Source organism: Arthrobacter sp. CJ23, from assembly GCF_024741795.1.
Classification (GTDB): domain Bacteria; phylum Actinomycetota; class Actinomycetes; order Actinomycetales; family Micrococcaceae; genus Arthrobacter.
In genome coordinates this window covers 2,625,731-2,651,879 of record NZ_CP102950.1, presented here as the reverse complement: position 1 = coordinate 2,651,879, position 26,149 = coordinate 2,625,731, and the positions used below count along the sequence as shown (strand labels likewise).

Annotated in this window: 22 protein-coding genes and 1 tRNA gene; 15 read left to right on the top strand and 8 right to left on the bottom strand. The window is 64.5% G+C overall.

The features are described 5' to 3' along the window. Positions 1-54 precede the first annotated feature (54 nt). Both NVV90_RS11705 and NVV90_RS11700 read right to left on the bottom strand, forming a co-directional pair. On the bottom strand, positions 55-669 hold the full coding sequence (locus NVV90_RS11705; protein WP_258437471.1) for a TetR/AcrR family transcriptional regulator: 615 nt from the start codon (positions 667-669) through the stop codon (positions 55-57). A gap of 32 nt (positions 670-701) precedes the next feature. Then, the gene (locus NVV90_RS11700; RefSeq protein ID WP_258437470.1) at positions 702-1,283 is read right to left on the bottom strand and encodes a ScbR family autoregulator-binding transcription factor; all 582 of its coding nucleotides are present in this window, start codon (positions 1,281-1,283) and stop codon (positions 702-704) included. 346 nt (positions 1,284-1,629) lie between these two features. Between NVV90_RS11700 and NVV90_RS11695 the strand changes: the two genes are divergently transcribed. The 6 genes from NVV90_RS11695 (at position 1,630) to NVV90_RS11670 (ending at position 7,682) form a co-directional block, all read left to right on the top strand. Continuing rightward, positions 1,630-1,702: transfer RNA gene (locus NVV90_RS11695), tRNA-Ala, on the top strand. A 195-nt stretch (positions 1,703-1,897) separates the two neighbouring features. After that, positions 1,898-3,031, top strand: coding sequence for a methyltransferase (locus NVV90_RS11690; protein ID WP_258437469.1), 1,134 nt, complete (start codon positions 1,898-1,900; stop codon positions 3,029-3,031). A gap of 184 nt (positions 3,032-3,215) precedes the next feature. Then, positions 3,216-4,418 carry an ROK family transcriptional regulator gene (locus NVV90_RS11685; protein WP_258437468.1) on the top strand — a complete coding sequence of 401 codons (1,203 nt, stop codon included), beginning with the start codon at positions 3,216-3,218 and terminating at the stop codon, positions 4,416-4,418. Between the two features lie 97 nt (positions 4,419-4,515). Beyond that, on the top strand, positions 4,516-5,871 hold the full coding sequence (locus tag NVV90_RS11680; protein WP_258437467.1) for an extracellular solute-binding protein: 1,356 nt from the start codon (positions 4,516-4,518) through the stop codon (positions 5,869-5,871). A 90-nt stretch (positions 5,872-5,961) separates the two neighbouring features. Continuing rightward, complete coding sequence (locus tag NVV90_RS11675) at positions 5,962-6,807, top strand: carbohydrate ABC transporter permease (protein WP_258441151.1); 846 nt, start codon at positions 5,962-5,964, stop codon at positions 6,805-6,807. Then, on the top strand, positions 6,804-7,682 hold the full coding sequence (locus tag NVV90_RS11670; RefSeq protein WP_258437466.1) for a carbohydrate ABC transporter permease: 879 nt from the start codon (positions 6,804-6,806) through the stop codon (positions 7,680-7,682). The genes NVV90_RS11675 and NVV90_RS11670 overlap by 4 nt, the downstream gene beginning before the upstream one ends. Here NVV90_RS11670 and NVV90_RS11665 read toward each other — a convergent pair whose 3' ends face one another. Both NVV90_RS11665 and NVV90_RS11660 read right to left on the bottom strand, forming a co-directional pair. Further along, positions 7,683-8,753 carry a metallophosphoesterase gene (locus NVV90_RS11665; RefSeq protein WP_258437465.1) on the bottom strand — a complete coding sequence of 357 codons (1,071 nt, stop codon included), beginning with the start codon at positions 8,751-8,753 and terminating at the stop codon, positions 7,683-7,685. Positions 8,754-8,791: 38 nt separating this feature from the next. Continuing rightward, positions 8,792-8,995, bottom strand: a complete 204-nt coding sequence (locus tag NVV90_RS11660) for a hypothetical protein (protein ID WP_258437464.1) — start codon at positions 8,993-8,995, stop codon at positions 8,792-8,794. Between the two features lie 436 nt (positions 8,996-9,431). Here NVV90_RS11660 and NVV90_RS11655 point away from each other — a divergent pair, with 436 nt between their 5' ends. Next, positions 9,432-10,400 carry a methylenetetrahydrofolate reductase gene (locus NVV90_RS11655; RefSeq protein WP_258437463.1) on the top strand — a complete coding sequence of 323 codons (969 nt, stop codon included), beginning with the start codon at positions 9,432-9,434 and terminating at the stop codon, positions 10,398-10,400. A 59-nt stretch (positions 10,401-10,459) separates the two neighbouring features. After that, a complete protein-coding gene (gene metE / locus NVV90_RS11650; protein WP_258437462.1) occupies positions 10,460-12,802 on the top strand; it encodes a 5-methyltetrahydropteroyltriglutamate--homocysteine S-methyltransferase in 2,343 nt (780 codons plus the stop codon). Positions 12,803-12,859: 57 nt separating this feature from the next. Here the strand turns inward: metE and NVV90_RS11645 are convergent, their stop codons facing one another. Both NVV90_RS11645 and NVV90_RS11640 read right to left on the bottom strand, forming a co-directional pair. Beyond that, positions 12,860-13,366 carry a DUF2004 domain-containing protein gene (locus NVV90_RS11645; RefSeq protein WP_258437461.1) on the bottom strand — a complete coding sequence of 169 codons (507 nt, stop codon included), beginning with the start codon at positions 13,364-13,366 and terminating at the stop codon, positions 12,860-12,862. A gap of 50 nt (positions 13,367-13,416) precedes the next feature. Continuing rightward, on the bottom strand, positions 13,417-14,376 hold the full coding sequence (locus NVV90_RS11640; RefSeq protein ID WP_258437460.1) for a LysR family transcriptional regulator: 960 nt from the start codon (positions 14,374-14,376) through the stop codon (positions 13,417-13,419). A gap of 568 nt (positions 14,377-14,944) precedes the next feature. Here NVV90_RS11640 and nrdH point away from each other — a divergent pair. The 4 genes from nrdH to nrdF all read left to right on the top strand — a co-directional run bounded on the left by nrdH (position 14,945) and on the right by nrdF (position 18,973). After that, a complete protein-coding gene (gene nrdH / locus NVV90_RS11635; RefSeq protein ID WP_258437459.1) occupies positions 14,945-15,187 on the top strand; it encodes a glutaredoxin-like protein NrdH in 243 nt (80 codons plus the stop codon). 58 nt (positions 15,188-15,245) lie between these two features. Next, complete coding sequence (nrdI, locus tag NVV90_RS11630; protein WP_258437458.1) at positions 15,246-15,716, top strand: class Ib ribonucleoside-diphosphate reductase assembly flavoprotein NrdI; 471 nt, start codon at positions 15,246-15,248, stop codon at positions 15,714-15,716. A gap of 47 nt (positions 15,717-15,763) precedes the next feature. Further along, positions 15,764-17,884 (top strand): class 1b ribonucleoside-diphosphate reductase subunit alpha, encoded by a 2,121-nt coding sequence (gene nrdE / locus NVV90_RS11625; RefSeq protein ID WP_258441150.1) that lies wholly within the window; start codon positions 15,764-15,766, stop codon positions 17,882-17,884. A 114-nt stretch (positions 17,885-17,998) separates the two neighbouring features. Further along, complete coding sequence (gene nrdF, locus NVV90_RS11620) at positions 17,999-18,973, top strand: class 1b ribonucleoside-diphosphate reductase subunit beta (protein WP_258437457.1); 975 nt, start codon at positions 17,999-18,001, stop codon at positions 18,971-18,973. A 173-nt stretch (positions 18,974-19,146) separates the two neighbouring features. Here the strand turns inward: nrdF and NVV90_RS11615 are convergent, their stop codons facing one another. Next, the gene (locus tag NVV90_RS11615; protein ID WP_258437456.1) at positions 19,147-22,284 is read right to left on the bottom strand and encodes a PAS domain S-box protein; all 3,138 of its coding nucleotides are present in this window, start codon (positions 22,282-22,284) and stop codon (positions 19,147-19,149) included. A 265-nt stretch (positions 22,285-22,549) separates the two neighbouring features. Here NVV90_RS11615 and NVV90_RS11610 point away from each other — a divergent pair, with 265 nt between their 5' ends. Together NVV90_RS11610 and NVV90_RS11605 are read left to right on the top strand one after the other, a co-directional pair. Then, positions 22,550-23,530: a dienelactone hydrolase family protein gene (locus NVV90_RS11610; RefSeq protein ID WP_258437455.1), complete on the top strand. Its 981-nt coding sequence runs from the start codon at positions 22,550-22,552 to the stop codon at positions 23,528-23,530. A 98-nt stretch (positions 23,531-23,628) separates the two neighbouring features. After that, positions 23,629-24,447: a type II CAAX endopeptidase family protein gene (locus NVV90_RS11605; protein WP_258437454.1), complete on the top strand. Its 819-nt coding sequence runs from the start codon at positions 23,629-23,631 to the stop codon at positions 24,445-24,447. Between the two features lie 23 nt (positions 24,448-24,470). On the opposite strand, the gene NVV90_RS11600 is transcribed toward NVV90_RS11605, so the two are convergent. Beyond that, the gene (locus tag NVV90_RS11600) at positions 24,471-25,361 is read right to left on the bottom strand and encodes an SDR family NAD(P)-dependent oxidoreductase (RefSeq protein WP_258437453.1); all 891 of its coding nucleotides are present in this window, start codon (positions 25,359-25,361) and stop codon (positions 24,471-24,473) included. Positions 25,362-25,555: 194 nt separating this feature from the next. Between NVV90_RS11600 and NVV90_RS11595 the strand changes: the two genes are divergently transcribed. Next, the gene (locus NVV90_RS11595) at positions 25,556-26,044 is read left to right on the top strand and encodes a DNA alkylation repair protein (protein ID WP_258437452.1); all 489 of its coding nucleotides are present in this window, start codon (positions 25,556-25,558) and stop codon (positions 26,042-26,044) included. The last annotated feature ends 105 nt before the right edge of the window (positions 26,045-26,149 follow it).

Below are 26,149 nucleotides of genomic sequence, written 5' to 3'. Positions count from 1 at the left end.
CTGTGCGGTTTGTTTTTTGATTGTGAGTCGTGCGTTGGGTGTGTGGTGTGGGGGCTACTTGGTGATGAGCTGCTGGTCGAAGAGGTCCAAGAGGAGTTCCGCCCGGCGTTCGAACGCTTCCGCGTCGGCGGGGTCCAGGGCGTTCGTGACGGATTTCAGGCCGTCGAAAGCCGCAATGATGAGGGTCGCGACGTCTGTGGGGTTACCCGGGAAGGTGAACACTCCCGTCGCCCGGCCGCGGTGGAGGATTCCTGAGACCAGGTCCACCCAGGCCGCCAGGGGCGAGGGGCCCGCGTGGTGCCCCTTGACGGAGGCAAGCTGGTTTGCGAGATGCACGATGCCCCATGCGGAAGCGTCACTCAGGACGGCCTTGATCATGAAGTCTCCCAGCCCCCGCAATTGCTGCGCCGGACTATCCAGGCTCAGGATCTGCTCTTCGGCCAGGCGGAGCCATCGCGACTTCTGCTCGTCCACCACGGCCTGGGCCAGTTGCACCTTGGAGGGGAAATGGAAGTAGATGGCGCCCTTGGTAAGACCCACGGCACGGATGATGTCATCCATCCGGGTCTGGTCGAAACCCTTTGAAGCAAAGACGCCGGCCGCGACACGGAGGATCTCATGGCGGGTGGCCTGGCCCTTGGGCGTGCTGCCGGCGTCGCTTGCTTCCATATGGACAAGTTACAAACCGACCAGTAGGTATGTCAAGCGGAAGTGATGGCGGGCATCATGAACGCCCACATGTCGTCGATGCGCTTGAGGACGTCACGGCGCCCGGTCAAGACGTTTGACACCATCTGCACGCCGGTGAAGGACGCTACGAGGTAGCGGGCAAAGTCGGCGGCGTCCAGGTCGGCCCGGATGTCGCCGTCGAGCTGGGCCTGACGGGTCAGGTACTCCATGGTGGCGATCCAGTCGTGGTACGGCCCCGTGACGTCGGCATCGAAGGCAGAGGCCTCGAAGGTGAGCCGGATGCCCGCCCGCACCACCGGTTCGTCGAGCAGCTGCTGCCCGAAGGTCCTGCACATGGTGATCATGGCCTCCAGGGCGGGCAGACCGGCGGCGGCGATCTTTTCCCCTGCCATGCGGACAATCGCGTGCTGCTCCGCGATGACGGCCAGTGCAAGGTCCTGTTTCGACTTGAAGTGGAAGTACAGCGCCCCCTTGGTGACGGACGCGCGCTCCGTGACGTCGCCCAGGCTCGCATTTCCATAGCCGAGCTCCTCGAAGACGGAGGCTGCTCCCTCGATGACTGCCGTCCGGGTGGCTTTGGCGCGCTGCTGCATGATCTGGGGTGGACCTCTCCGGGTTCCGCATACGGTGAGGGCCCCAAAGTGGTTTGTGACCCTCCGTCAATCGTAAACCGGTTGAATGGTTTGTTTAATGACTTCGTCGACCCTACACTCGAAGCAGAGACCGGCCACGCCTTTGGGGTGGCGGGTTGAAGGACGGAAGTATTGGGGGGAGGTGCGGCCGTTTCATCGACCGCACCTCATCCGTTCCGAGGAAACGTTCTGCAGGCACCCAGGCCGGCAGATCCGGCCGATTTCGCATCTCACACCATTGTGGTTTAGTATTGACGAGTTGCTTCGGCGGGAAGAGAAATCCACCGGCCGGAAAGCAGCAAAATCCGGGGCTGTGGCGCAGCTGGTAGCGCACCTGCATGGCATGCAGGGGGTCAGGGGTTCGAGTCCCCTCAGCTCCACTCTGGAAGAAAGACCCCGCTCATTGAGCGGGGTCTTTCTGTTTTCCGGGCTCACAGGGCTCGGATGGAATCACTGGCGTTCCCAACCACCCTCCGCCGCGATCATGTTGTCGAGAGCCCCCGCGGAGGATACATTGTCGGAGGCCGCGGACCATTCCCGGACGGCCCCAATAGCGAAAGTAGGCCAGGTTCAGCGTGAACCCACTGGATCTTGACGGCTTGTTCGGCAGCCTCCGCCGCTTCCCCGATGTCGAGGCAGAGAACCTGCAGGCCCATGACGCCACGGACCGGCTCCTCCTGGAAACCGCGGCCGGATACGTCACCGGGCCGGAAACCCGCGTCGCCGTGATCGGTGACCGCTACGGTGCCCTGACGCTCGGCGCATTGGCGGCCCTCGGCGTCGGGCATGTCCGGGTGTCCCAGGATCTGTACACCGGCACGCTTGCCCTGCAGCACAACGCAGAGGCCGTCGGCCTGTCCGGCCGTTTCGAGCAGCTCGGCCTGGGAGCCGGACTGCTGGACGGCGCCGAGGTGGTGGTCCTGCAGCTGCCCAAGGCGCTGGCCGAGCTGGAGGAAATCGCCGACGCCGTCGCCCGCTTTGCTGCCCCGGATGCGGTCCTGCTCGCCGGGGGCCGCGTCAAGCACATGTCCCTGGGCATGAACGCCGTCCTCGAGCAGAGATTCGGATCGGTCCAAGCGCAGCTCGCGCAGCGTAAGTCCCGGGTCCTGGTGGCGGCGCAGCCCAAGGACGTGCCGGGTGACCCGACGTTCCCGGTGTCCGAGGAGAACAGCGAACTCGGTATCACGGTCTGCGCCCACGGCGCCGCGTTCTCGGGGACCCGGCTGGACATCGGCACGCGGTTCCTGCTCGGATACCTGGACCGCCTGCCGGACGCACGCCATGCGGTGGACCTTGGCTGCGGCACCGGCATCCTGGCCACGATGTACGCCAAGAGCCGGCCGGACGCCCTTGTCACGGCCACAGACCAGTCGGCCGCCGCAGTCGCCTCGGCCAAGGCCACCGCTGCTGCCAATGGCTTGGCATCGCGCATCACCGCGGTCCAGGACGACGCGATGTCCACGTTCGAGGCCGGCAGCGCGGACCTCATCCTGTTGAACCCGCCGTTCCACCTGGGCGCCAGCGTTCACGCCGGCGCCGCGCTGAAGATGTTCGAGGCGGCTGCCCGGGTCCTGGCTCCTGGCGGTGAACTGTGGACGGTCTACAACAGCCACCTGCAGTACCGCCCGGCACTGGAGCGGCTCATCGGCGCCACCACCGAAGAGGGCCGGAATCCGAAGTTCACGGTGACCCGGAGCACCCGCCGCTGACCGCCGTCGGGCCCAATATCACACGCCGGACAGTTCCTCCAGCGTGTGGGAGTACCGGGACGGGCAACGGTATCGTACGATGCAGACACCAGATGTATGGTGAATATTTTTTCCGAATGACTTAGGGGATTCAGTGACTGAGATCCGGCAGCCGACACCGAGGCGCGGAACGAATCTGCCCCGGATGGGTGACTTCAATCTGACCGTCATCCTGGACGCAATCCGGAGAACAAGCGGCGGCCTGAGCCGGGTGGAACTGGCGCAGATTGTAGGGCTGTCCCCGCAGACGATTTCGAACATTTCACGCAGGCTCCTGGACCAGCATCTGATTGTCGAAGCCGGCAAGGAGGGCACCGGGCCCGGGAAACCGCGCACCATCCTCCGCCTGAACCCTTCCGGCATGTACGCCATCGGTGTGCACCTGGACCCGGCGGTGATCACCTTCGTGGTCCTCGACCTGGTGGGCGACGTCGTCAAGCACTCCCGGATCGCGACGCCGGCCGGAAGCAACCCCTCAACGGTCATCACCACCATCGCCGACGAGATCAGGATGCTCATCCAGGACTCCGGCGTGGACCCGGCGAAGGTCGCGGGCCTCGGCGTGGCCGTCCCCGGCCCGATCGACCTCGACGAAGGATCCGTGGTTGACCCGCCCCTGCTGCAGGGCTGGAACAGGGTCCGCATCCGCGAAGCCCTGGCACAGGCCACCGGCATGGAAACGCTCGTGGACAAGGACGTCACCAGCGCCGCCGTCGCCGAAACCTGGGCCGGCGGCCAGAGCGGCACCGGCAGCTTTATCTTCATGTACATGGGCACCGGCATCGGCTGCGGGATCGTGCTGAACGACGAAGTCATCCGCGGCACTTCCGGAAACGCCGGCGAAATCGGCCACATCATCGTGGACCCGGGCGGCCCGCAGTGCGATTGCGGGCTCCAGGGCTGCGTGAAGTCCTCGTGCATCCCAGTCGTCGTGGTGGCCGAGGCCGAGGCCGCCGGCATCCTGGACGGCCACCGCAACGGCACGGAGGGCCCGGAAGTGCAGGAGTACTTCGCCAGGTTGTGCGACGCCGCGGATGCCGGGGATGAGAAGGCCATCGCCATCCTGGACAGGTCCGCCGTTCTGGTCGGACGCGCCGCGGCCGTGGTGACCAACACCCTGGACGTGGAACGCGTGGTCTTCGGCGGCCCCTTCTGGGCCCGCATTTCCAAATACTTCCTGCGGCGCGTCCCGGGCATCATCGAGGAAAACAGCGCGGCGCGGCGGATCCACAGCATTGAGGTGGTCGGCACCGGGGTGGGGGAGGACGTAGGCGCCATCGGCGCAGCCTGCCTGGTCCTAGAACACACGTTGGCGCCACGTGCCCAGAGGCTCCTTCTGGAGGGTTAGCCCTCTCTGCCCGCCGCCGGCGGACCATATTGAACATCCGCAGGGGCTGGGCCAGCTGAAGTGGGGGGCTGCAGCCGCTTTGACCGAATGGAGCACCATGCACCGTCCAGTGCGGTCCGCCGCAACCCTAGCCGCCGCCGTCGCCCTTCTTGTGGTGACCGCCTGTTCTTCGACGCCGCAGGCCACGGAGAGCAAGACCCTGAAGGTGGTCTACCAAAAATCGGATTCCTTCACTGCCCTGGACGAGGTCCTTCAGGACGCGAAGAAGGAATTCGAAGCCGCCAACAGCGGAGTCACCATCGAGCTGCAGCCCATCCAAGCCAACGACGACGACTACGGCACCAAGCTCGCCCTCGCCCAGCGCTCCGGGGACACCGCCCCGGACGTCTTCTATGAGGACACCTTCAAGGTCCGCTCCGACGTCGACGCCGGATACCTCCTGAAGCTGGACGGCTACCTGGAAAAGTGGGAGGACTGGTCCCAGTTCAGCGAGGGCGCCAAGGCCGCTGGCCGCGGGGACGACGGCGGCATCTACGCCGTACCGCTCGGCACCGACACCCGGGCCATCTGGTACAACAAGGCCGTCCTGCAGAAGGCCGGGATCCCTGTGCCATGGCAGCCCACCACCTGGGCCGAGATCCTGGACGCGGCCCGCAAGATGAAGGCCGCCGATCCCACACTGATTCCCTTCAACATGTACGCCGGCAAGGGCACGGGTGAGGGAACGGTCATGCAGAGCTTCTACGAACTGCTCTACGGCACCGGAAGCACGCTCTACGACGAGAAGGAGAAGAAGTGGGTGGTCGGTTCCCAGGGCTTCACGGACTCCCTCGCCTTCCTCGAGACCCTCTACGACGAACAGCTCGCCGTGACTCCGGCGGAAGCGCTGGACTCCAACGTGTGGAAGAAGGTCTTCGGCGAATGGCTGCCGCAGGGCAAGATGGGAGCCACCGTTGAAGGCTCCTACACGCCGTCGTTCTGGCAGAAGGGCGGCAGCTACGAATGGGCCGGTTACACGCAGGACATGGGCGTCGCCAAATTCCCCACGCAGAAGGGCCAGGCCCCCGGCGGGGTGAGCATGTCCGGCGGCTGGACGCTCGCCGTCGGCGCCAAGAGCAAGAACCCCGGGCTAGCGTTCAACTACCTGGCCACCGCCGTGAACAAGAAGAACGCCCTCGCCTTCGACATCAACAACTCGCAGATCGCGGTCCGCAAGGACGTGGCCGCCGAGCCAAGCTACCAGGCGGCCAACCCGTTCGTGAAGGACGTCTCGGAGCTGGTGGCAGTGACGCACTACCGCCCGGCCACGGCCGATTATCCGAGGATCTCCACCGCCGTGCAGGTGGCAACAGAGTCGGTCATCACGGGCAAGCAAAGCCCGGCTGAAGCTGCCGCCGAGTACGACCGGACCGTTGAGAAGCTGGTGGGCGCCGCCAAGGTGCTCAAGAAATGACGCATGGCTTCTCCTAGCGCCCTGCCTCGCCCCCGGGAGGATGACCCCCCAAAGCGCCATCCGCGGTCCTCCTTCCAACGCGGCTTGAGGATGCTGCCGGTGGTGCCCTCCATCGTGTTGCTTCTCCTGTTTCTCCTGGCCCCGGTGCTGTGGTCGTTCTACGCCTCGTTCACGGACGCCTCCCTGTCCGGCAGGGGAGCCAAGGACCCGCAGTGGACCGGGCTGGACAACTACATGCGGATGCTGGGCGACTCGTCGTTCCCGTTGTCCGCGGGGCTGACCTTGGTGTTCGTGGTTGCCTCGGCGATCCTGGGCCAAAACCTGCTGGGCCTTGTCATTGCGCTGCTGATGACCCGCGCCCGGCGGCCCGTCTCGTCGGTGGTGGGCATCGCGGTGGTGGCTTCCTGGGTGCTGCCGGAGATCGTGGCAGCCTTTGCCGCCTATGCCTGGTTCAGCAAGGACGGGACCCTCAACCAGCTGCTTGGCTCCGTGGGTGCGGGCGGCACTAACTGGCTGTACTCGTTCCCCCTGATGGCCATCGTCCTGGCAAACACCTGGCGCGGCACCGCTTTCTCGATGCTCGTCTACCGCGCGGCACTGGCCGAGGTGCCGCAGGACATTTCCGAGGCGGCCCTCGTTGACGGGGCCCGCAGCTGGCAGCGGCTGCTGTTCGTCACCGTGCCGCTGATCCGGAGCAGCATCGCCACCAACCTCATGCTCATCACGCTGCAGACCCTCGCGGTGTTCACGCTCATCTGGGTCATGACGGCAGGCGGCCCGGCCAATTCCAGCACCACCCTGCCCGTGCTCGCCTACCAGGAGGCCTTCAAGTTCGGCGACATCGGCTACGGCACGGCGATCGCCTCGGTGCTCATCCTCATCGGAGTGGTGTTCGGGGCCGCCTATGTCTGGCTCCTGCGGGAGAAGCGGCCATGACGCTGCTGCGCCGCACCGCCCGTCCACCGGCAACGGGCCCGACGGCGGCCCGCAGCGCCCGCCGTCGGGCCCGTCTCCCTGCCGACATCGCGCTCGCCGTGATCGGCGCGTGCTTTGCGCTGCCCCTTCTCTGGCTGGTCCTTGCCGCCGCCGATCCCCAGGCAGGTTTCCAGACGCGCTGGCCGCAAGCGCCGTCGTTCGCGAATTTCCAGGCGGTGCTGACGCCGGAATTGCTGTTCCAGCCGCTGGCGAACAGTTTCCTGCTGTCCGCGGGGACCGCCGGCGTGAACCTGGTGGCCGCGGTGCTGGCGGCGTATCCGCTGTCCCGGTACCAGTCCCGATTCAGCAAGCCCTTCATGTATTCGGTGCTGTTCGGGACCTCGCTGCCCGTCACCGCGATCATGGTGCCCGTCTACGGGCTGTTCGTGCAGCTGCACTTGCTGGACTCCATGCTGGCCACGATTTTCTTCATGGCCACCACCACGCTGCCCATGGCGATCTGGATGACCAAGAACTTCATGGACGCGGTGCCGGTGGAGCTGGAGGAGGCGGCCTGGATGGACGGCGCCTCTGCGCTGGTTGCCCTGCGGACCATCGTGCTGCCCCTCATGAGGCAAGGCCTGGGAGTCGTGTTCATCTTCGTCTTCATCCAGGCCTGGGGGAACTTCTTCGTGCCGTTCATCCTGCTGCTGACCACGGCAAAGCAGCCGGCCGCGGTGTCCATCTTCAGCTTCTTCGGCCAGCACGGGGCCATCGCCTACGGGCAGCTGGCAGCCTTCTCCATCCTCTACTCGGTCCCGGTCCTGGTCCTCTACGTCGTGGTGGCCCGGGGCCATGGGAGTTCGTTCGCCCTGTCCGGGGCGATGAAGGGCTAGCTAGGGTGAGGCCGCGGCGATGGTGAAACTGTCGTTGAACGTGCCTGTGGTCGCCACGAAGGCGGCATTCAAGGTGGTGGAGGTGAACTGCAGATCCAGGTAGCCGTGGCTGGGGTTCGAGTTAAGGCCCGACGACGCCGCGAAGTACCGCGCCTCGCCGTCGGCCGCGTTCACATCACGCAGGGGAACGCCGCCCGTGCCGACGGTGGCGAAAACGGTGCCTGCACCCTTGACCAGCGCGATGTCCGAATCCCGGACGCACGCCGCGTTGTAGGCATCCGGGACGAGCCCCGCGCAGCCCGGCGACGGTGCCAGCTGCTTGCTCCGCTGGTACATGTGCTCGTGCCCGTTGAGGACCAAATCGACTTTCTTGCCGAGCAGCAGATTTGTGAGGGATTTTCCGGAGACACATCCGTACTTCCCCACAGAAATGCACGGAGTGTGCATGCCGACCACCACCCACGGTATGGACGCAGCACGGGCACCGTCAATGGCGGCGGCGGTCCAGTTGAAGCGCGGACTGCCCGCGGAATAGTCCCACGTCCCATCCGGGAACGGGATGCCCGGGGAGATCATGACAAAGCGGACCAGGGGGTTTTGTTGCGGGACGTCAACGTAGTATTGGCGGCCATAGCTGCCGACCAGTCCGGGCAGCCGGTTGGGAAGGCATCCCGCGAATTGGTCGATGTTGCCGTTCTGGCCGTTGCTTTCGTGGTTGCCGGAGACCAGCTCGAAGGGAAAGCCCGGCCCGGTGCGGGAGGTGACAAAATCGCACCAACTACGCTCCGAATCCTTCGCCCCGTAGGACAGGTCGCCAAGGGCCAGGTGCAAGTCGGCCCCGCTGCTTCCTACGCGCGAGAGGACTCCGGCAGCGGCCGCACTGCTCGAATAGTCGCCTGCCGTGGTGACGTGAAGCCGGCCCGGGACAGCCGGGCCGCTGGGGCCTGGGACCGTTGGCTGAGGCATGGCGAGAGGCCCGGTCCCGGCCATGACAGGACCCTGGGAGGGCCCTGAGCCCAAGACCAGCGCTGCACTCACCAGCAGCACTGCCGCGATTCGGCCGCTGCTCATGGGACGCTACTGGAACCTGCAGCTCCGGATTGAGTCAGCTAGTCGATGTCTTCCACGATTTCACCGTATGGGATCGAGTCGTCCAGATGCGCCTGATGGCCCGTGGGGCCCGGGTTGTACAGCACCCGGACGCCGTGCTTCTGGTCCGCGGCCGATTGCATCAGGATGGGCCGGACGGTCTGGATGAAACGCTCGCTCTTGCCGGCGAGGTATTCCGCGTAACTTGCTGGAAGCTGGATCATGGCAAAAGGATAGTCCTGCAGGCCCGCCAAGGGGAGGCTTTGCGGCTGCGGGCTTGGCTGGCGGCTTGACTTCCGGCGGCCGCCGGCTGCGGCGAACAAAGTTCACGAATGTGGCTCCATGAGTCGTAAAACTGCGTCTTAATTCGGCCACCGAGTTGAACGGGGCGTTTTGCCGCCCTAGAGTCGTAGACAAGTTACCGCGGTAACGTGTCAGCGATCCTCCGCTGGATCTGCCTCGCAAGGGCAGAGAGGAGGGTGTGGGTGCCCCCATGTGGGCCTGACATTTGCACACGGACAGCTTCAATCCAGGCGTAACAGTCGCGACTGCGCCCTGCTGGAGTTCGTTGCGTGTATCCCAAACTCAATTCATCGATCGTGCGGCCACGTACCCCCGGGTCTGCTGGCCACCGTTCGCTGACCAAAGCCAAGGACGCAAATGTCACCTCCTAGCCTTATTGACGTACATCCGAATCTTGCCGGAACAGCACCGGTGGCGCTCTCCTATGAGCTCTTCCCGCCGCGTTCCCCGCAAGCCGCCGAATCCCTCTGGACCACCATCGGCGAGCTCGAGGCCACCGATCCGGACTACGTCTCCGTCACCTACGGAGCAAGCGGCTCCAACCGGGACACCGCCGTCGAGCTCATCAACCGCCTGCTGCTGGAGACCACCCTCCGTCCGCTGGCGCACCTGACCTGCGTCGGCAACACCCCCGAGGAACTGGCCGAGATCATCGGCGAACTGCTCGACCACGGCGTCCGGGGCATCCTTGCCCTCCGCGGTGACCTGCCCAAGGACGGCGGCGTGCCTGCCATCGGCTCACTGCGCTACGCCCAGGACCTGATCGAGCTCATCCGCCGCGTGGAGCAGCGCCGCTCGGCCCTGCTGTGCGCCGGCAAGGTGGCCGTGGGCGTTGCCGCCTACCCAACCCGCCACCCCGAGTCGCCGAGTGAAGGCCACGACATCGAGGTGCTGCTGGCCAAGCAGCGCTCCGGCGCCGACTTCGCCATCACCCAGGTGTTCTTCCACACCGAGCAGTACGCGGACCTGCTGTCCCGCGCCCGCCGGGCCGGCGTCACCATCCCGATCATCCCCGGCGTCATGCCGCTGACCAGCCTGCGCCGCCTCAAGCGCCTGGGCGAGCTCACCGGCGTCGAACCCGCACCGGAACTGATCGAGCGGCTGGCCGCTGCGGACAGTGACGCGGAGCGCCGCCGGATCGGCGTCCGCGCCACCGTGGACCTCGCCAACGCCGCACTTCACGCCGGAGCCCCGGGAATCCACCTGTACACCTTCAACGAGCACGCCTGCGCGCTGGACGTACTGGACAAGCTCGCGCTGCCCCGCCCGGCACGGCCCATCAGCCGGCTCAACGCGATCGCCCGCCGCCAGGAACTGGCCAGCTGACGCTGGCCCCTGGCCCCACAGACAAACAACCATTTCACCCACGTCTTCGAGGAAAAACCATGACTGAACAGAACACCACCGCAGCCACCCCGTTCCCGGCAGCGTCGCTGCTCGGCTACCCGCGCATCGGCCGCCGCCGCGAGCTCAAGAAGGCCATCGAAGCCTACTGGGCGGGCAAGATCGACGCCGCCGCACTGGACGCCGCCGCCAAGGACATCCAGCTGACCATCGCCAAGCGCCTCCAGGAACTGGGCCTCAGCGAAGCGGCTGCCGTTCCGGGCACCTTCTCCTACTACGACCAGGTCCTGGACACCACGGCACACCTCGGTGCCGTCCCGGCCCGCTTCGGCAAGCTCCTCAACGCTGAGGGCCAGCTGGACATCGACGGCTACTTCACCCTGGCCCGCGGCAACAAGGATCAGCAGCCGCTGGAAATGACCAAGTGGTTCGACACCAACTACCACTACCTGGTTCCCGAGATCGGCCCCGAGACCGAGTTCACGCTCGCCTCCACCGCCAAGGTTGACGAGTTCGAGTTCGCCCTGGCCAACGGCATCGAAACCCGCCCGTACATCGTGGGCCCGGTCACCTACCTGCTGCTCTCCAAGGCTTCCGACGACGCCCCCGCCGGCTTCGCTCCGCTGTCCCGCCTCGAGGACATCCTGCCGGTCTACGTGCAGCTGCTCGAGAAGCTCGCCGCCGCAGGCGCCAGCTGGATCCAGCTCGACGAGCCCGCCCTGGTTGTTGACCAGGACACCCCGGCCGCCGAGATCGAGGCTGCGGTTGCCCGTGCCTACGAGGTCCTCTCCGGTGCAGCCAAGCGCCCGCAGATCCTTGTCTCCACCCCGTACGGCGCCCTCGACGGCCAGCTCGGCACCCTTGCAGCCACCAATATCGACGCCCTGCACATCGACGTCTTCAAGGGTGCGGTTCCGTCCGCAGCAGCCCTTGCCGGCCTCGGCAACAAGACCCTGGTTGCCGGCGTCGTGGATGGCCACAACATCTGGCGCAACGACCTCGCCGCTTCCGCTGCCAAGCTGGACGAACTGAAGGCCGCCGCAGGCAAGATCGCCGTCTCCACCTCCACCTCCACCCAGCACGTCCCGCACGATGTTGCCGAGGAAACCCAGCTCTCCGAGCAGCTGCGCAGCTGGCTCGCCTTCTCCGACCAGAAGGCCGTCGAGGTCAAGACCCTCGCCGACTACCTGGCCGAGCCGGCTTCCGCCAAGGCAGCCATTGACGAAGCCTCCGCCGTGATCGCTTCCCGCGCCACCGCCGAAGGCGTCCGCCGCGACGACGTCCGCGCCCGCACCGAGGCCCTGACCGAAGCCGACTTCAACCGCTCCGAGTACTCGGTCCGTGAAGCCGCCCAGGAAACGGCCCTGCAGCTGCCGCCGCTGCCCACCACCACCATCGGTTCCTTCCCGCAGACCTCCGAGATCCGTTCGGCGCGAGCCCGCAACAACAAGGGCGACCTCACCAACGAGCAGTACGAGCAGCTCATGAAGGACGAGATCAAGCGCGTTGTCGAGCTGCAGGAAGAGCTCGGCTACGACGTCCTGGTGCACGGCGAGCCCGAGCGCAACGACATGGTCCAGTACTTCGCTGAGAACCTCGAAGGCTTCGACGTCACGGTGCACGGCTGGGTCCAGTCCTACGGCTCCCGCTGCACCCGTCCGTCCATCCTCTGGGGCGACGTCACCCGTTCGGCACCCATCACGGTGGCCTGGGCCGAATACGCGCAGTCGCTGACCGGGAAGCCCATGAAGGGCATGCTCACCGGTCCGGTCACCATCCTGGCCTGGTCCTTCGTCCGCGACGACCAGCCGCTGGGCGAGACCGCCAACCAGGTCGGCCTGGCGCTGCGCGACGAGATCGCCGACCTCGAAGCTGCCGGCATCAAGGTCATCCAGGTGGATGAGCCCGCACTGCGCGAGCTCCTGCCGCTGCGCAAGGCCGACCACGCCGACTACCTCAAGTGGTCCGTGGACTCCTTCCGCCTGTCCACCGCCGGTGCAGCCGACGCCACGCAGATCCACACCCACCTCTGCTACTCGGAGTTCGGCGTGATCATCGACGCGATCGACGGCCTCGATGCCGACGTCACCTCCATCGAAGCCGCACGCTCCCGCATGGAGGTCGTCCACGACCTCGAGTCCCACGGCTTCGGCCGCGGCGTGGGCCCGGGCGTCTACGACATCCACTCGCCGCGTGTTCCGGGCGAGGCCGAGGTCACTGAACTCCTGGCCACCGCCGTCAAGCACGTCCCGTCCCGCCAGCTCTGGGTCAACCCGGACTGCGGCCTGAAGACCCGTGGCTACGCCGAGACCGAAGAGTCCCTGCGCAACCTGGTCAAGGCAACCCAGACGGTCCGCGCCAGCCTGCTGGAAGCAGCAAAGTAGGCCCAAGCAACAGGCGGCCGCCCACCGAAAGGTGGGCGGCCGCTGTTGTTTAAGCCTTCAGGACTCCCAGAGGATTTCGTCGTCCACTACACCGTCTTCGTCCGCCGCGACCACCAGCAGCTCGTCCGTGAAGTGCGACCCCAGGGTGAAGTCCATGACGAAGTAGCGTTCGGGCTGGCCGGGGTAGATGCCCACGTGGCCAAGCTTGAGCGCCTTGAGGAAGACCTCATTGGTGAGTTCTGCCTTGTCCCGCACCCCGAACACCGCCTGGAGCTGCTCCTCCTTGAGCTGCGAGGAGTGGAAATGCAGGAACTGCTGGGGGTTGGTGCCGTCCTGGTCCAGCTCCTCCGCGATCATCTCCCGGACCTGGTCCACCAGCTCGGGCAGGTACCCCAGCCGGTAGTCCACTTTGTGCAGGGCCTTTTCATCGAAGTGGTCGTGGGCCGTGACATTCAGGTCCAGTTCCAGCGGGGCGCCCGCGAGCTCGTGCGAGGCCACATAGCAGTGTTCCCGCCCGTGGTTGAGCTCGATTTCCCCAAAATGCTTGCTCGCTACCTTGCTCATGCCTTCAATCTAGCCCCAACAACCGGCCTGTTCCAGCATCCTGGCAGAATTCACATGCGCCGTTTGGGGGCGGCCTTGGCCGCCGCACCCGTTCCGGAGACCGGGGCCGGTGCGCCGCGGAGGGTGTCGGCCAGCAGCTCGGTAAAGAGCTGCACCTGCGCCGTGCGCTTTTCGTTAATGAGCAGGGCGAAGACGTTGCGGGCGAGCCGGATATCCGGCACGTCCAGGACCACGACGCCGGGCGGCCGGCGCCGCAGGGCGAGTTCCGGGACCAGCGCTGCGCCAAGTCCGGCGGAGGCCATTTCGAGGCTCGCGTGGAAGTCGTCGCTGTAGGCCACCACGCGGGGGTGAAGGTTGCAGCTGGCAAAAAGCCGTTCGATCACCAGGGCGTCGCTGGTGCCGGGGTGGTGGATGATCCATGGCATGTCCGAGAGCTGGGCCGCCTGCATTTCGGCGTCCTCCCGGATTCCCCAGGACGCGGGCAGCACCACGCGGAAGTCGTCGTCGCCGATCCACTGCCGTTCCAGCGAGTGGGGCCAGGCCAGCCCGGACTGGCCCACCTGGTAGACGAGGGCGACGTCGAGCTCGCCGCCGCTGCGCAGGCCCTGGATGGTCTGGGCAGGCTCGGCCACGGACACGCGCAGTTCGATGCCGAGCGTGTTCCAGCGGGGATTGCGGAGAATGTCCGGCAGCACGTAGGTGGCCAGGCTGGGGAAAATGCCAAGACGCAGTTCCTGGGTGGGGGAGTCGTGGGTCCTGGAAGCCGCCGCGAGCAGGGCCTCGACGTCTGTCAGCACCTTGGCGGCGTGCCGGGTCATGGTGGTGGCCGCTTCCGTGGGGACAACGCTGCGTGCCGAGCGGTGGAAGAGCTCGACGCCGGTGTCGCGTTCCAGGGCGGCCATCTGCTGGGAGACGGCCGACGCCGTGTACCCGAGTTGGGCGGCCGCGGCGGCGAAGGAACCCTGCCGGGTCACCTCCAACAGGGTCCGGAGGTGGAGAAGATTGACCATCAGCGTTCCTTTGGCTTGCTTGTGCCCGCCAATGCTGGGATTCCTGCGGACGGCGGCGTCAGAGACACGTTACCGCCGTGGTTTGGATAAGGAAACCTTGCGGTTGAGGCAGGCCCGTGATCCCTGGGCTATGGACTGTGAGTTCCGTCTCCGGGCGGCCCTTCCGGGTGTGGCGTTGATCCCTTGAGGCCTTCCTGGAGGGGTGCTTTCAATGTGTCGCGACACGCCGTGATGATGCGACACGCTGGTGTTTAAATGTGGCTAACTCATCCACAGGGTGTGGATTTCATCTCCGGATTTGGCGGAATCACGGACATTTTGGAGCACCCGGCCTGTGGACGAGCGGTGCATTAAATGACATACTTGTAATACATCATCTTGGGGTCCTGCCGAGTCGCTTGCACTACATGTAGTATCGATTTACGGATTGAGCGGGAAACCAGCACAAGACCAAACAGAGCGTGATGGCTGCCACAGCAGCCTGCGGGCCGGCGCCGGATTCAGTAACTAGTTCCGGATGGGCCTGCCGATACGAAGAGCAGAGACTCTAGCTAAGGGGACAGGGACCATGACCGTTACGGTTTACACGAAGCCGGCCTGTGTTCAGTGCAACGCGACCTACCGCGCACTCGACAAAAAGGGCATCGCCTACCAGAGCGTTGACATCTCCCAGGATGCCGAGGCCCTCGAGCGCCTCAAGGCACTGGGATACATGCAGGCCCCCGTCGTGGTGACCGAGCAGGACCACTGGTCAGGCTTCCGCCCCGACAAGATCGAAGAATTGGCGTTGGCTACGGCTTCCGTAGCTTAGGTCCCTCCGGACATCGGCCAACACGGCAAAGAATTTCAATGTAGGCGAGGTGACTCCCATGGCGGCGCTGGCAACAGTCCCTGCACGTGATGCAGCGGAAGCTGTCAGTACGCGGAGTCACCTCATCTACTTTTCCTCGACATCTGAGAACACCAAGCGCTTCGTCCGGAAACTGGGCAGGGATGCGGCACGCATCCCGCTCCACGCCAAGGATGCGCCGCTGCTCGCGCTGGAACCCTTCGTCCTGGTCCTGCCCACCTACGGCGGCACCAACGGCGAAGGCTCGGTTCCCAAGCAGGTCATCAGGTTTCTGAACAACCCGCAGAACAGGGAACTGATCCGGGGCGTGATCGGTGCGGGAAACACCAACTTCGCGGACAACTACTGCATGGCAGGCGACATCATCGCCGCCAAGTGTGGCGTCCCGCACTTGTACAGATTTGAACTCATGGGGACGCCCGAAGACGTTGATCGGGTCAATCAAGGATTGGAAAAGTTTTGGACACAACTGTCGCAGAAACAGAAGTAGCCGGGAGCAAGACCGTGGACAAGACCGTCGATACGGCCAAGAAGCCGCTGCCTGAGGCCTATAAGGGCCTGGGCTATCACGAGCTCAACGCCATGCTGAACCTGTATGGCCCGAACGGCGAGATCCAGTTCGACGCCGACCGCGAGGCCGCGCACCAGTACTTCCTGCAGCACGTGAACAACAACACCGTGTTCTTCCACGACCTGGAAGAGAAGCTCGACTACCTGGTCAAGAACCAGTACTACGAGCGCGAAACCCTGGACCAGTACACGATGAACTTCATCCGTGAGCTGTTCAACCGCGCCTACAAGAAGAAGTTCCGCTTCGAGACCTTCCTGGGCGCCTTCAAGTTCTACACCTCGTACACGCTCAAGACCTTCGACGGCAAGCGTTTCCTGGAGCGCTACGAAGACCGCGTCTGCATGGTTGCCCTGCACCTGGCCCGCGGCAACGAAGAGCTGGCCGGCCGCCTGGTTGACGAGATCATCGACGGCCGCTTCCAGCCGGCCACGCCCACGTTCCTGAACGCCGGCAAGGCCCAGCGCGGCGAGCTGGTCTCCTGCTTCCTGCTGCGCATCGAAGACAACATGGAGTCGATCGCCCGCGGCATCAACTCCGCCCTGCAGCTTTCCAAGCGCGGCGGCGGCGTGGCCCTCTCGCTGACCAACATCCGCGAGCACGGCGCCCCGATCAAGCAGATCGAAAACCAGTCCTCCGGCGTCATCCCCGTGATGAAGCTCCTCGAAGACAGCTTCTCCTACGCCAACCAGCTGGGTGCCCGCCAGGGTGCAGGTGCCGTGTACCTGCACGCCCACCACCCGGACATCTACCGCTTCCTGGACACCAAGCGTGAAAACGCCGACGAGAAGATCCGCATCAAGACGCTGTCCCTGGGCGTCGTGGTTCCGGACATCACGTTCGAGCTGGCCAAGAAGAACGAGGACATGTACCTCTTCTCCCCGTACGACGTCGAGCGCGTCTACGGCGTCCCCTTCTCCGACATCTCGGTCACCGAGAAGTACTACGAGATGGTTGACGATTCCCGGATCAAGAAGACCAAGATCAGCGCCCGCGAGTTCTTCCAGACCCTCGCGGAGATCCAGTTCGAATCCGGCTACCCGTACATCATGTTCGAGGACACCGTGAACCGGGCCAACCCGATCGCCGGCAAGATCACCATGAGCAACCTGTGCTCGGAGATCCTGCAGGTCTCCACGCCGTCCATTTACGGCGAGGACCTCAGCTACGAGACCATCGGCAAGGACATCTCCTGCAACCTTGGTTCGATGAACATCGCCAAGACCATGGATTCCCCGGACTTCGGCCTCTCCATCGAGACCTCCATCCGTGCCCTGAGCGCGGTGTCGGACATGTCCTTCATCAACTCGGTGCCGTCCATCGCCCAGGGCAACGCCCAGAGCCACGCCATCGGCCTCGGCCAGATGAACCTGCACGGATACCTGGCCCGCGAGCACGTGCACTACGGCTCCGAGGAAGGCCTGGACTTCACCAACATCTACTTCTACACGGTGCTGTTCCACGCCCTGCGTTCCTCGAACAAGCTCTCCATCGAGACCGGCGAGACCTTCGGCGGCTTCGAGAACTCCACGTATGCAAGCGGCGAGTTCTTCGACAAGTACACCGAGCAGGAATGGGCCCCGGAGACGGAGCGCGTCCGCGAGCTGTTCGCCGGCATCCACATCCCCACGCAGGATGACTGGCGCGAGCTGAAGGCTTCCGTCATGGAGCACGGTATCTACAACCAGAACCTGCAGGCCGTCCCACCCACCGGTTCCATCAGCTACATCAACAACTCCACGTCCTCGATCCACCCGGTGGCCGCCAAGATCGAAATCCGCAAGGAAGGCAAGATCGGGCGCGTCTACTACCCGGCGCCGTACCTGGACAACGACAACCTGGAGTACTACCAGGACGCGTACGAGATCGGCTACGAGAAGATCATCGACACCTACGCCGCTGCCACGCAGCACGTGGACCAGGGCCTGTCCCTGACGCTGTTCTTCAAGGACACTGCAACCACCCGCGACATCAACAAGGCGCAGATCTACGCCTGGCGCAAGGGCATCAAGACGCTCTACTACATCCGTCTCCGCCAGCTCGCGCTGGAAGGGACCGAGGTTGAGGGTTGCGTCAGCTGCATGTTGTAACCGATATCGGTTGAATATTGCGGCAGCTGCCGCACGAAAACTGAAGAGTACGACGCCGGGCACGCGCCCGGCGTCGTACGCTTACCTTAAAGAACCCAACGCTAAGGGGATGAAATGACCGAGAAGGTCAAGCTGCTCAGCCACGTCGAAGCAATCAACTGGAACAAGATCCAGGACGACAAGGACGTGGAAGTCTGGAACCGCCTGGTCAACAACTTCTGGCTTCCGGAAAAGGTGCCGCTGTCCAACGACGTCCAGTCGTGGCACACACTGACGCCCGCGGAGCAGCAGCTGACCATGCGCGTGTTCACCGGCCTGACCCTGCTGGACACCATCCAGGGTACGGTAGGCGCCGTCAGCCTCATCCCCGACGCCATCACCCCGCATGAAGAAGCCGTGTACACCAACATCGCCTTCATGGAATCGGTGCACGCCAAGAGCTACTCCTCGATCTTCTCCACCCTGTGCTCCACCAAGGAGATCGACGACGCCTTCCGCTGGTCCCTCGAGAACGAGAACCTGCAGAAGAAGGCCCAGATCGTCATGGACTACTACCAGGGCGACGACCCGCTCAAGCGCAAGGTGGCCTCCACCCTGCTGGAGAGCTTCCTGTTCTACTCGGGCTTCTACCTGCCCATGTACTGGTCTTCCCGTGCCAAGCTCACGAACACGGCCGACCTGATCCGCCTCATCATCCGCGACGAGGCCGTGCACGGCTACTACATCGGCTACAAGTTCCAGAAGGGCCTGGAAGGCCTGTCCGAGGCCCGCAAGCAGGAGATCAAGGACTACACCTTCGAGCTGCTCTTCGAGCTGTACGAAAACGAAGTCCAGTACACGCACGACCTCTACGACGGCGTCGGCCTGGCCGAGGACGTCAAGAAGTTCCTGCACTACAACGCCAACAAGGCCCTCATGAACCTCGGCTACGAGGCCATGTTCCCGGCATCCGTCACCGACGTGAACCCGGCCATTCTCTCGGCCCTGTCCCCGAACGCCGACGAGAACCACGACTTCTTCTCGGGTTCCGGTTCCTCGTATGTGATTGGCAAGGCTGTCAACACTGAGGATGAGGACTGGGAGTTCTAAGTTCCTCCTCCTTTCCTGAATGCTAAATGGGGCCCCGGACAATTGTCAGGGGCCCCATTTGTGTCCTGATCCGGCCGAAGTGTCGGTGTGAATTGCCAGGTTTCCACAGTTTCTGTTTTCCACTCTGAGACGCCGATGGCATGTGGGTAAGGAACCGAGGGGATCCCCGAAGGCTATGCGCGGCGCACCCCCGAAACGCTCATGGCCAGGGCGTTCTCCAACTCCTTGTCCGCCCGGGCCAGCTCGGTAAGAAGCCGGGTCAGCAGTTCCTTGCCGGATTGGCCGCCGGGCTTGCGTCCCAGGTCCTCCAGTTCCTGACACAGGGAGGCGACACCCGTGGCCCCGATGGTCGCTGCGGCGCCTTTGAGCTTGTGGGCTGCTCGTTCGAGTGCGTCTCCGCCGCCGCCCTCCAATGCCGCATGAAGTTCGGCCACGCTGGCGGGGACACCGCGCCGGAAGGCTCCGGCAGCTGTCGGCAGGAGCCCATGCCCGTCTGCGGGGCCCAGTTCACGAAGAACCGCCAGGCGCCCCGGGTCAAGAGCAGGCTCTTCAGCTTCGGGAGCAAGCCCGCGCGGGACCCATCGCTTCAGGGCTTCGTCCAGGTCAGCCAGATCGACGGGTTTGCTGAGGTAGTCATCCATGCCGGCTGAGAGGCAACGCTCACGGTCCTCATCCTGGGCTCCGGCCGTCATGGCAATGATGGGCAGGCGTGCGGAGTGGTTGTCCCGCGCCCGAATCGTCCTCGTGGCCTCGAAGCCGTCCATGACCGGCATGTGGCAATCCATGAGCACAGCTGCGTAGGTGCCGGCGGCTGTAGCGGAGACAGCTTCGGCGCCATCGGCAGCCACATCGGCCTGATAGCCCAGTTTGGCAACCATTTCGCAGGCGACGAGTTGGTTCACTTCATTGTCCTCCACCACCAGTATCCTGCCCCGGGAAGGCCGCTCCGGCCTTGGGGGACGTGCCAGCGCGGACGCCGGTTCGGTAGCTGGGCTTCCGGCCACCAGCCGTGTGAGGCGGTCAAAGAGTTCTGAACCGCGCACGGGTTTCGTGAGCCATTCGCTGATTCCCGCAGCAGTCATATCGGTCTTGGAAACCTGGGACGCGGACGTCAGCATCATGAGCCGGATGCCCCGCAGGACGGGGTCGCCGGACAGCTCGTGAGCAAGCTCGAGGCCGTCCATGTCCGGCATGCACATATCCAGCACGGCAACGTCGAAGGGTTGCCCGGCGGCGGCTGCCGTTCGGGACCGGTCCAGGGCCGTGCGTGCGTCGGCTACCGCGTCCGGCTGCAGTCCCCATGTGTTCAACTGCGATTCCAGCACGAACCTGTTGGTGGCATTGTCGTCCACCACCAGCACGCGCAGCCCGGCCGGCAGGCCCGGGACCGGAGGGGCGGGAACCCGCCCAGGATCTTTTGCCACGGGCAGCCGGATCGAGAACCAGAACGTGCTTCCCTCACCTGGCGTGCTGGTCAAACCGATCTCCCCGCCCATCGCTTGGGTCAGGCGCCGGCAAATCGCCAAGCCCAGCCCGGTGCCGCCATACCGGCGCGTGGTGGAGGCATCGGCCTGGGAAAATGAATCGAACAAGCGCAGATGATCCGCAGCGTCGATACCGATACCGGTATCACTGACCTCGAACCGCACCATCGCGGTCCTTGCGTCCTGCTCCAGGACGTTCACTCGGATGGTCACCTCACCGGATGCAGTGAACTTCACGGCGTTCGAGGCCAGGTTCAGCAAGATCTGCCGGATCCGGCCGGCATCACCGGCCAACTGCGTGGGAACGTCCCGGTGGCAGTATGCGATGAGCTCCAGGCCCTTGCCCTGTGCGGCTTCAGCCAGGAGCCCGGCCACTTCCTCCATCAGGTACTGCGGATCAAAGGGTGTGATGTCCAGGTCGATTTTCCCCGCTTCCAGCTTGGAGAAATCCAGGATGTCGTTGATCAGGGTCAACAAAGCTCCAGCCGCGGTCTGAACCCCTTCGGCGTATTTGTGCTGTGTTTCATCCAGGGGTGTGTCCAGGAGCAGCGTTGTCAGACCCACGACTCCGTTCATCGGTGTCCGGATTTCATGGCTTATGGTCGCCAGGAACTCGGACTTCAACCTGCTCGACTCCAGGGCCGCCTCCCGCGCGGCCAGCAGTTCAGCTTCAGCGGCCCGCCGCGCGGTGATGTCCTGCCCGATTGTCGCAAGTCCGATGACCCCGCGTTCGCCGCGAATGGGGGATACGGTCAAGGACACGGGTACTATTGACCCGTCTTTGCGCACCCGGTCTGTCTCGAAGCTACGGGCCTGCCCGCCAGTGAGGACAGCTGCCAGCACCTCGTCCTCGGCCTGGAGGTGATCCGGAATGAGGAACCGGAGGTCCCGGCCAATCACTTCAGCGGCAGCGTACCCGTAGAGCTTCTCGGCCCCGGGGTTCCAGCTGGTGACGAGTCCCTCGGGAGTCATGCCGATGATCGCGTCGGCGGAGGATCTGACAATGGCACCCAGGCCTTCCAGCTGGCCGAGCGCTTCACGAGCCTGGTCCTGTGCGCGTTGGCGGGACGTAACGTCACGGAAACTCCAGACCCGTCCCACAACTTCATCCCCGACGAGCTGGGGCCGGGAATACCGTTCAAACGTCCGCCCGTCATGGAATTCCAGCATGTCCAGGCTCTCCGCCCTTGGATCGGCGTACAACTCCTGGACCTTGCCTATGAAGCCGTCCGGATCCGAGAGCTGATCCAGGACGAAAGCCAACAGCCGGCCGTCGTCGTGGGACTCCAGGAGCTCCGCGGGGATACCCCACAACTCGGCGAACCGCTCGTTCGAACCGGCAATCGTCCCGTCTGCCCCGACAACGAGAATGCCGTCCGCTGTGGATTCCAGTGTGGCGCTGAGCAGCGACAGGGCATCGCGGAGTTCAGCGTCAACGCGGCGTCGGTCACTTACTTCCCGGACGGAGGCGACGATCTTCATGCTGGGTCCCACTCCGAGCGGAGCGAAGCTGACCTCCATCGGAAATTCGGTGCCGTCACGGTGACGGCCGAACAGTTTCAAGTCAGTCCCTGCCCTGCGCATCCCCGGGTCCTTGGCCAATTGCTCCCGGGTGGCGCCACCGCGGCCCTTGAACCGCTCCGGAAGCAGCATTTCATAGTGCCTGCCCAGCAGCTGGCTCCGCGAATAGCCGAAGAGCCGTTCGGTGTGTGAATTGACGAACGCGACATCCCCATGCTCGTCGATCAAAAGCAATGCGTCGGGTACTGCCTCTATGAGGTCCCTATAGGAGCCGAAGTGATCCAGCGGCTGCATTTCGTTTGTCATTTCGGCCCCCAGCGCTGAATAGATGACAAGCCCGCGCACCTCCGCGGACATCTGGTGGCGGGCACGGCCCTCCCCACGGATAGGTTATCCGGGAACCGACGCGAAAGCACCACAAAACGCTACGTACTTCTTGGCCAAGAGGGCAGCGCCGCCGGACCGGGCCCAGGCTTGCTCGGCGGTGTTGCCCATTGGTGTGCGCACCGTTGCCATCTTGCCGGGCGACGGCCCGGGGAGGAGGATTAGCGGCACATCCTGGAGGCCTCCCATGACCCAGCTTGGCACGTTTGAAAAGTACTTGATCGAGGAATTCTTCGACGACTACAAGGCCGGTGAGTTGTCCCACCGCACATTCACCCGGCGGGTGGCATTCATCACCGGCAGCATGGCGGCAGCTGCCGCCGCCATGACCCTGGTCGGTTGCACCCCTGGGGAGCTGCCACGCAGTACGGACCCCATGCCGACGCCCACGCCCACTCCTTCAGCGGCCTCGGCGTCCGGCACTTCTGCCACGGGAGCCATTCCAGGTGCCAAGAGTCCGCTGTCTGTCCCGGAAGGCGCCCCTGGCCTGACAACTGCCACGGTGCGGTTCCCTTCCGGCGGAACCGAGATCACCGGGTACCTCGCCCGGCCCGACGACGGCGGGGCCGGCTCTGCCGTGCTGATCTGCCACGAGAACCGTGGACTGACGCCGCACATCCAGGACGTGGCCCGCCGTTTCGCCAACGCCGGCTACGCGGCCTTGGCCCTGGACCTCCTGAGCAGGGAAGGCGGGACGGCATCGATGGACCCGGACGCTGTTCCCGGCGCGCTGACGCAGGCAGGAGCCCGGCGGCATGTGTCGGATTTCGCGGCCGCTTTCGACTACCTGAACGGCCAGGACTTCGTCGACTCCGGCCGCGTTGCCATGAACGGGTACTGCTTTGGCGGTGGCATCACGTGGCAGGCGTCCACCGAGATCACGGGCCTGAAAGCAACCGCCGCGTTCTACGGTCCCGCGCCGGATCTCGCCAAGGTTTCCAGCATCAAACCGGCGGTCTTTGGCGTCTACGCGGAACTCGATGCCAGGATCACGGGTGCCATGCCGGCGCTCAGAGACGCCCTGGATGCCACCGATGTCCAACACCAAATGAAGGTCTACCCGGGCGTGGATCATGCCTTCCACAACGACACCGGGGAACGCTATAGGGAGGACCAGGCGACTGCGGCCTGGAACGACATGCTTGCCTGGTTCGGGCAGCACGTCTGAGAGAATCGTGGCCTCGCAACGGCTGGAGGCACTGACACTCCTCCACCAAGGATGACGGCGGCGTTTCCTGAAGTGGCCGTCGCTGACATGCTGGAGAGGTGACATCGATCTCGACGCAAGCACCGCGTACCGCGCTCAGCTTGAAACTGGTGCCAGCCGTGCTGCTCACGGCCTCAGGGGTGGCGCTGTTCGGCGTCGAGGATGACCCCGTTGGCTACAGCGTGCTCGCCATGAGCCTGGTTACGGCCGCAGTCATCGACCGCGAATTCCTGCGGCATCTCGCGCTGGTTGCGGCCGGAATGGTGATCATCAGCCTGGTTCCCCTTAACGCTGATTTGAGCATCCCGCATATGACGCTCATGGGTGGTGCCCTTGCGCTCGCCGTGCTGGTGCCGTGGCTGGTATCGCGGTTCGTACACCGCGAGAAGGTCATCAAATTTCCAGTGAACACGGGCCGCAAATGGCCGATGAGCGCCAAACTGTACCTGATCGCCGTTGTGGCCCTCGGCTACTTCATTCTCCCGGGATACCTGATCAGCACCGAGGTCTACCAAAACTGGCCGGACGCGTCCGATCCCACCATCTTCTGGCGGCTTTTTCTCGGAGTGAATGCTGTTGGAATTTGGGACGAACTGTTTTTCGTCTGCACCACGTTCACCCTGCTGCGGCAGCACTTCCCGGACTGGCTCGCCAACATCCTGCAGGCCGTGATCTTCTCATCGTTCCTCTGGGAGATCGGCTACACGGCCTGGGGTCCGCTGCTGACCTTCCCGTTCGCGCTGCTGCAGGGCTACACCTTCAAGCTGACCAAGTCGCTCAGCTATGTAGTGACGGTGCACCTGCTTTTCGACCTCGTGCTGTTCCTCGCACTGATGCACGCGCACAACCGCGACTGGCTGCCGATCTTCATGTACTGAACCTTGTGCCCGCAGACGCAAGGTCACGGCATCCCTGCCAAGTGCGCGCACGCGTCCCACAGGCGCTTGCGGGCTTCGGGGTCCGCTCCCATGCCAGGCGTGGGGAGCTCCTTGCGTTTGGCCCACAGCTTTCCGGAGACTCCCGCTGTTTCGGGTGACGTGGCGAGCCAGATCGGTGTATCCGCTGCCTTTTCGGCCGGTGCGCCGAACGTGTTCGTGATCCAGCGGAAAGGGCCCCCAACATCCTGCAGGAGCGAAGTGTTCTTGACCAGTCCCGGATGGACGGCGTTGGCCACAACACCCGCGCCACGCAGGCGCTCAGCGAACTCCTGGGTGAGCAGGACACGGGCGAGCATTGTGGGCGGCGTCGAGCGAAGGTAGCTGTATGTGCCCTTTGCCGTCTGGAGGTCGTCGAAGTTCAGCTTCACATTGCCATATCGGGAAGCGATGTTGACGATGCGGGACACGCGCGGCGTAGCAGGGCGGTCCGCAGTTCCGGTGTTGCCGCCTGTCACAGCGGCGTGCCTGAGCGCGTCCAGCAGCACGTTGGTGAGCAGGAAGTACGCCATGACGTTGGTGGCGAAGGTCAGTTCGAGCCCCTCGGAGGTCACCTCGCGTTCCTTTCGGAACACGCCCGCTGCGTTGACCAACACGTCCAGCCTGTCATGGCGGGACAGGAAGTCAGCAGCCGCGGCACGGATCGAGGACTGATCAGAGAGGTCACAGGCCAGTGCCTCAAGCATGGCACCCGGCACGAGCCGGCGGATGCCTGCCACCGCCTCGTTCGCGCGGGCTGTTGAACGCCCCACCACAACGACCACGGCACATTCGCGTGCAAGGCCGGTAGCCACAGCGCCTCCCAAGCCGCCGGCCGCGCCCGTCACCAGTGCCACTGTTCCATCCATGGAAGCCATTGCCTTGCCTCCTGACGCCTTGCCTTGTTGCCGTGCCGATGAGGTGCCTGGAGTTAGGGCTTCCAACGCTGTTCCTCAACTCGCAAACAGCACATCACATGTGAATCGGATTGACCAGCCTCGTGGATAGGGTCAGCAGTATCGATTCCGGATGGACGATCCGACCTGGCCGCGGGCACTGACAGAATGGACGCGTGAGTGACGCCGGTGAATTCGTGGACCTCGCGCTGCAGCGTGAATCCTCATGGGAAAAGGCCATGGAAATCCGCGGGCGCCTCGGCGGCGGGCTGAAGGTCTACGGCGCCTCGGTCGGAGCGGTTCGCGGGACGGTCCGCGACGCCCTGAATCGGCACAAAAACCTCAATCATGACGACATCACCGCGTTGAGTTCCGAGCTGTGGGCAGAACCGGTCTTCGAGCGGCGGCTGGCCGCCGTCGTCCTCCTGCAAAGCAAGGTCGGCATCCTCATCAACACCGATCTCACGCGCCTCGAGGGCTTTCTGAGGCAATCAGGCACGCGGGAACTGGCAGACCCCTTGGCCACCGACGTCGTCCGCCCCCTGCTGCTCAGGCTCGAAGGGCAGGCGAGGGAACGCGCGGAGCGCGTCCTGGACCGCTGGACTGCGGACACAGATCCGTGGCTGCGACGGGCAGCGCTCCTGTCGCGCGCCGGCCAGGCCTGAAGCAGCGGCGGCGATCCTGTCGGTGAACCCTGTCCGACTCAGAATCCAACCATATAGTTGTAAATCCATCTCCCTGCGGGTTAGGGTCGGTAAATTGCCAACCAA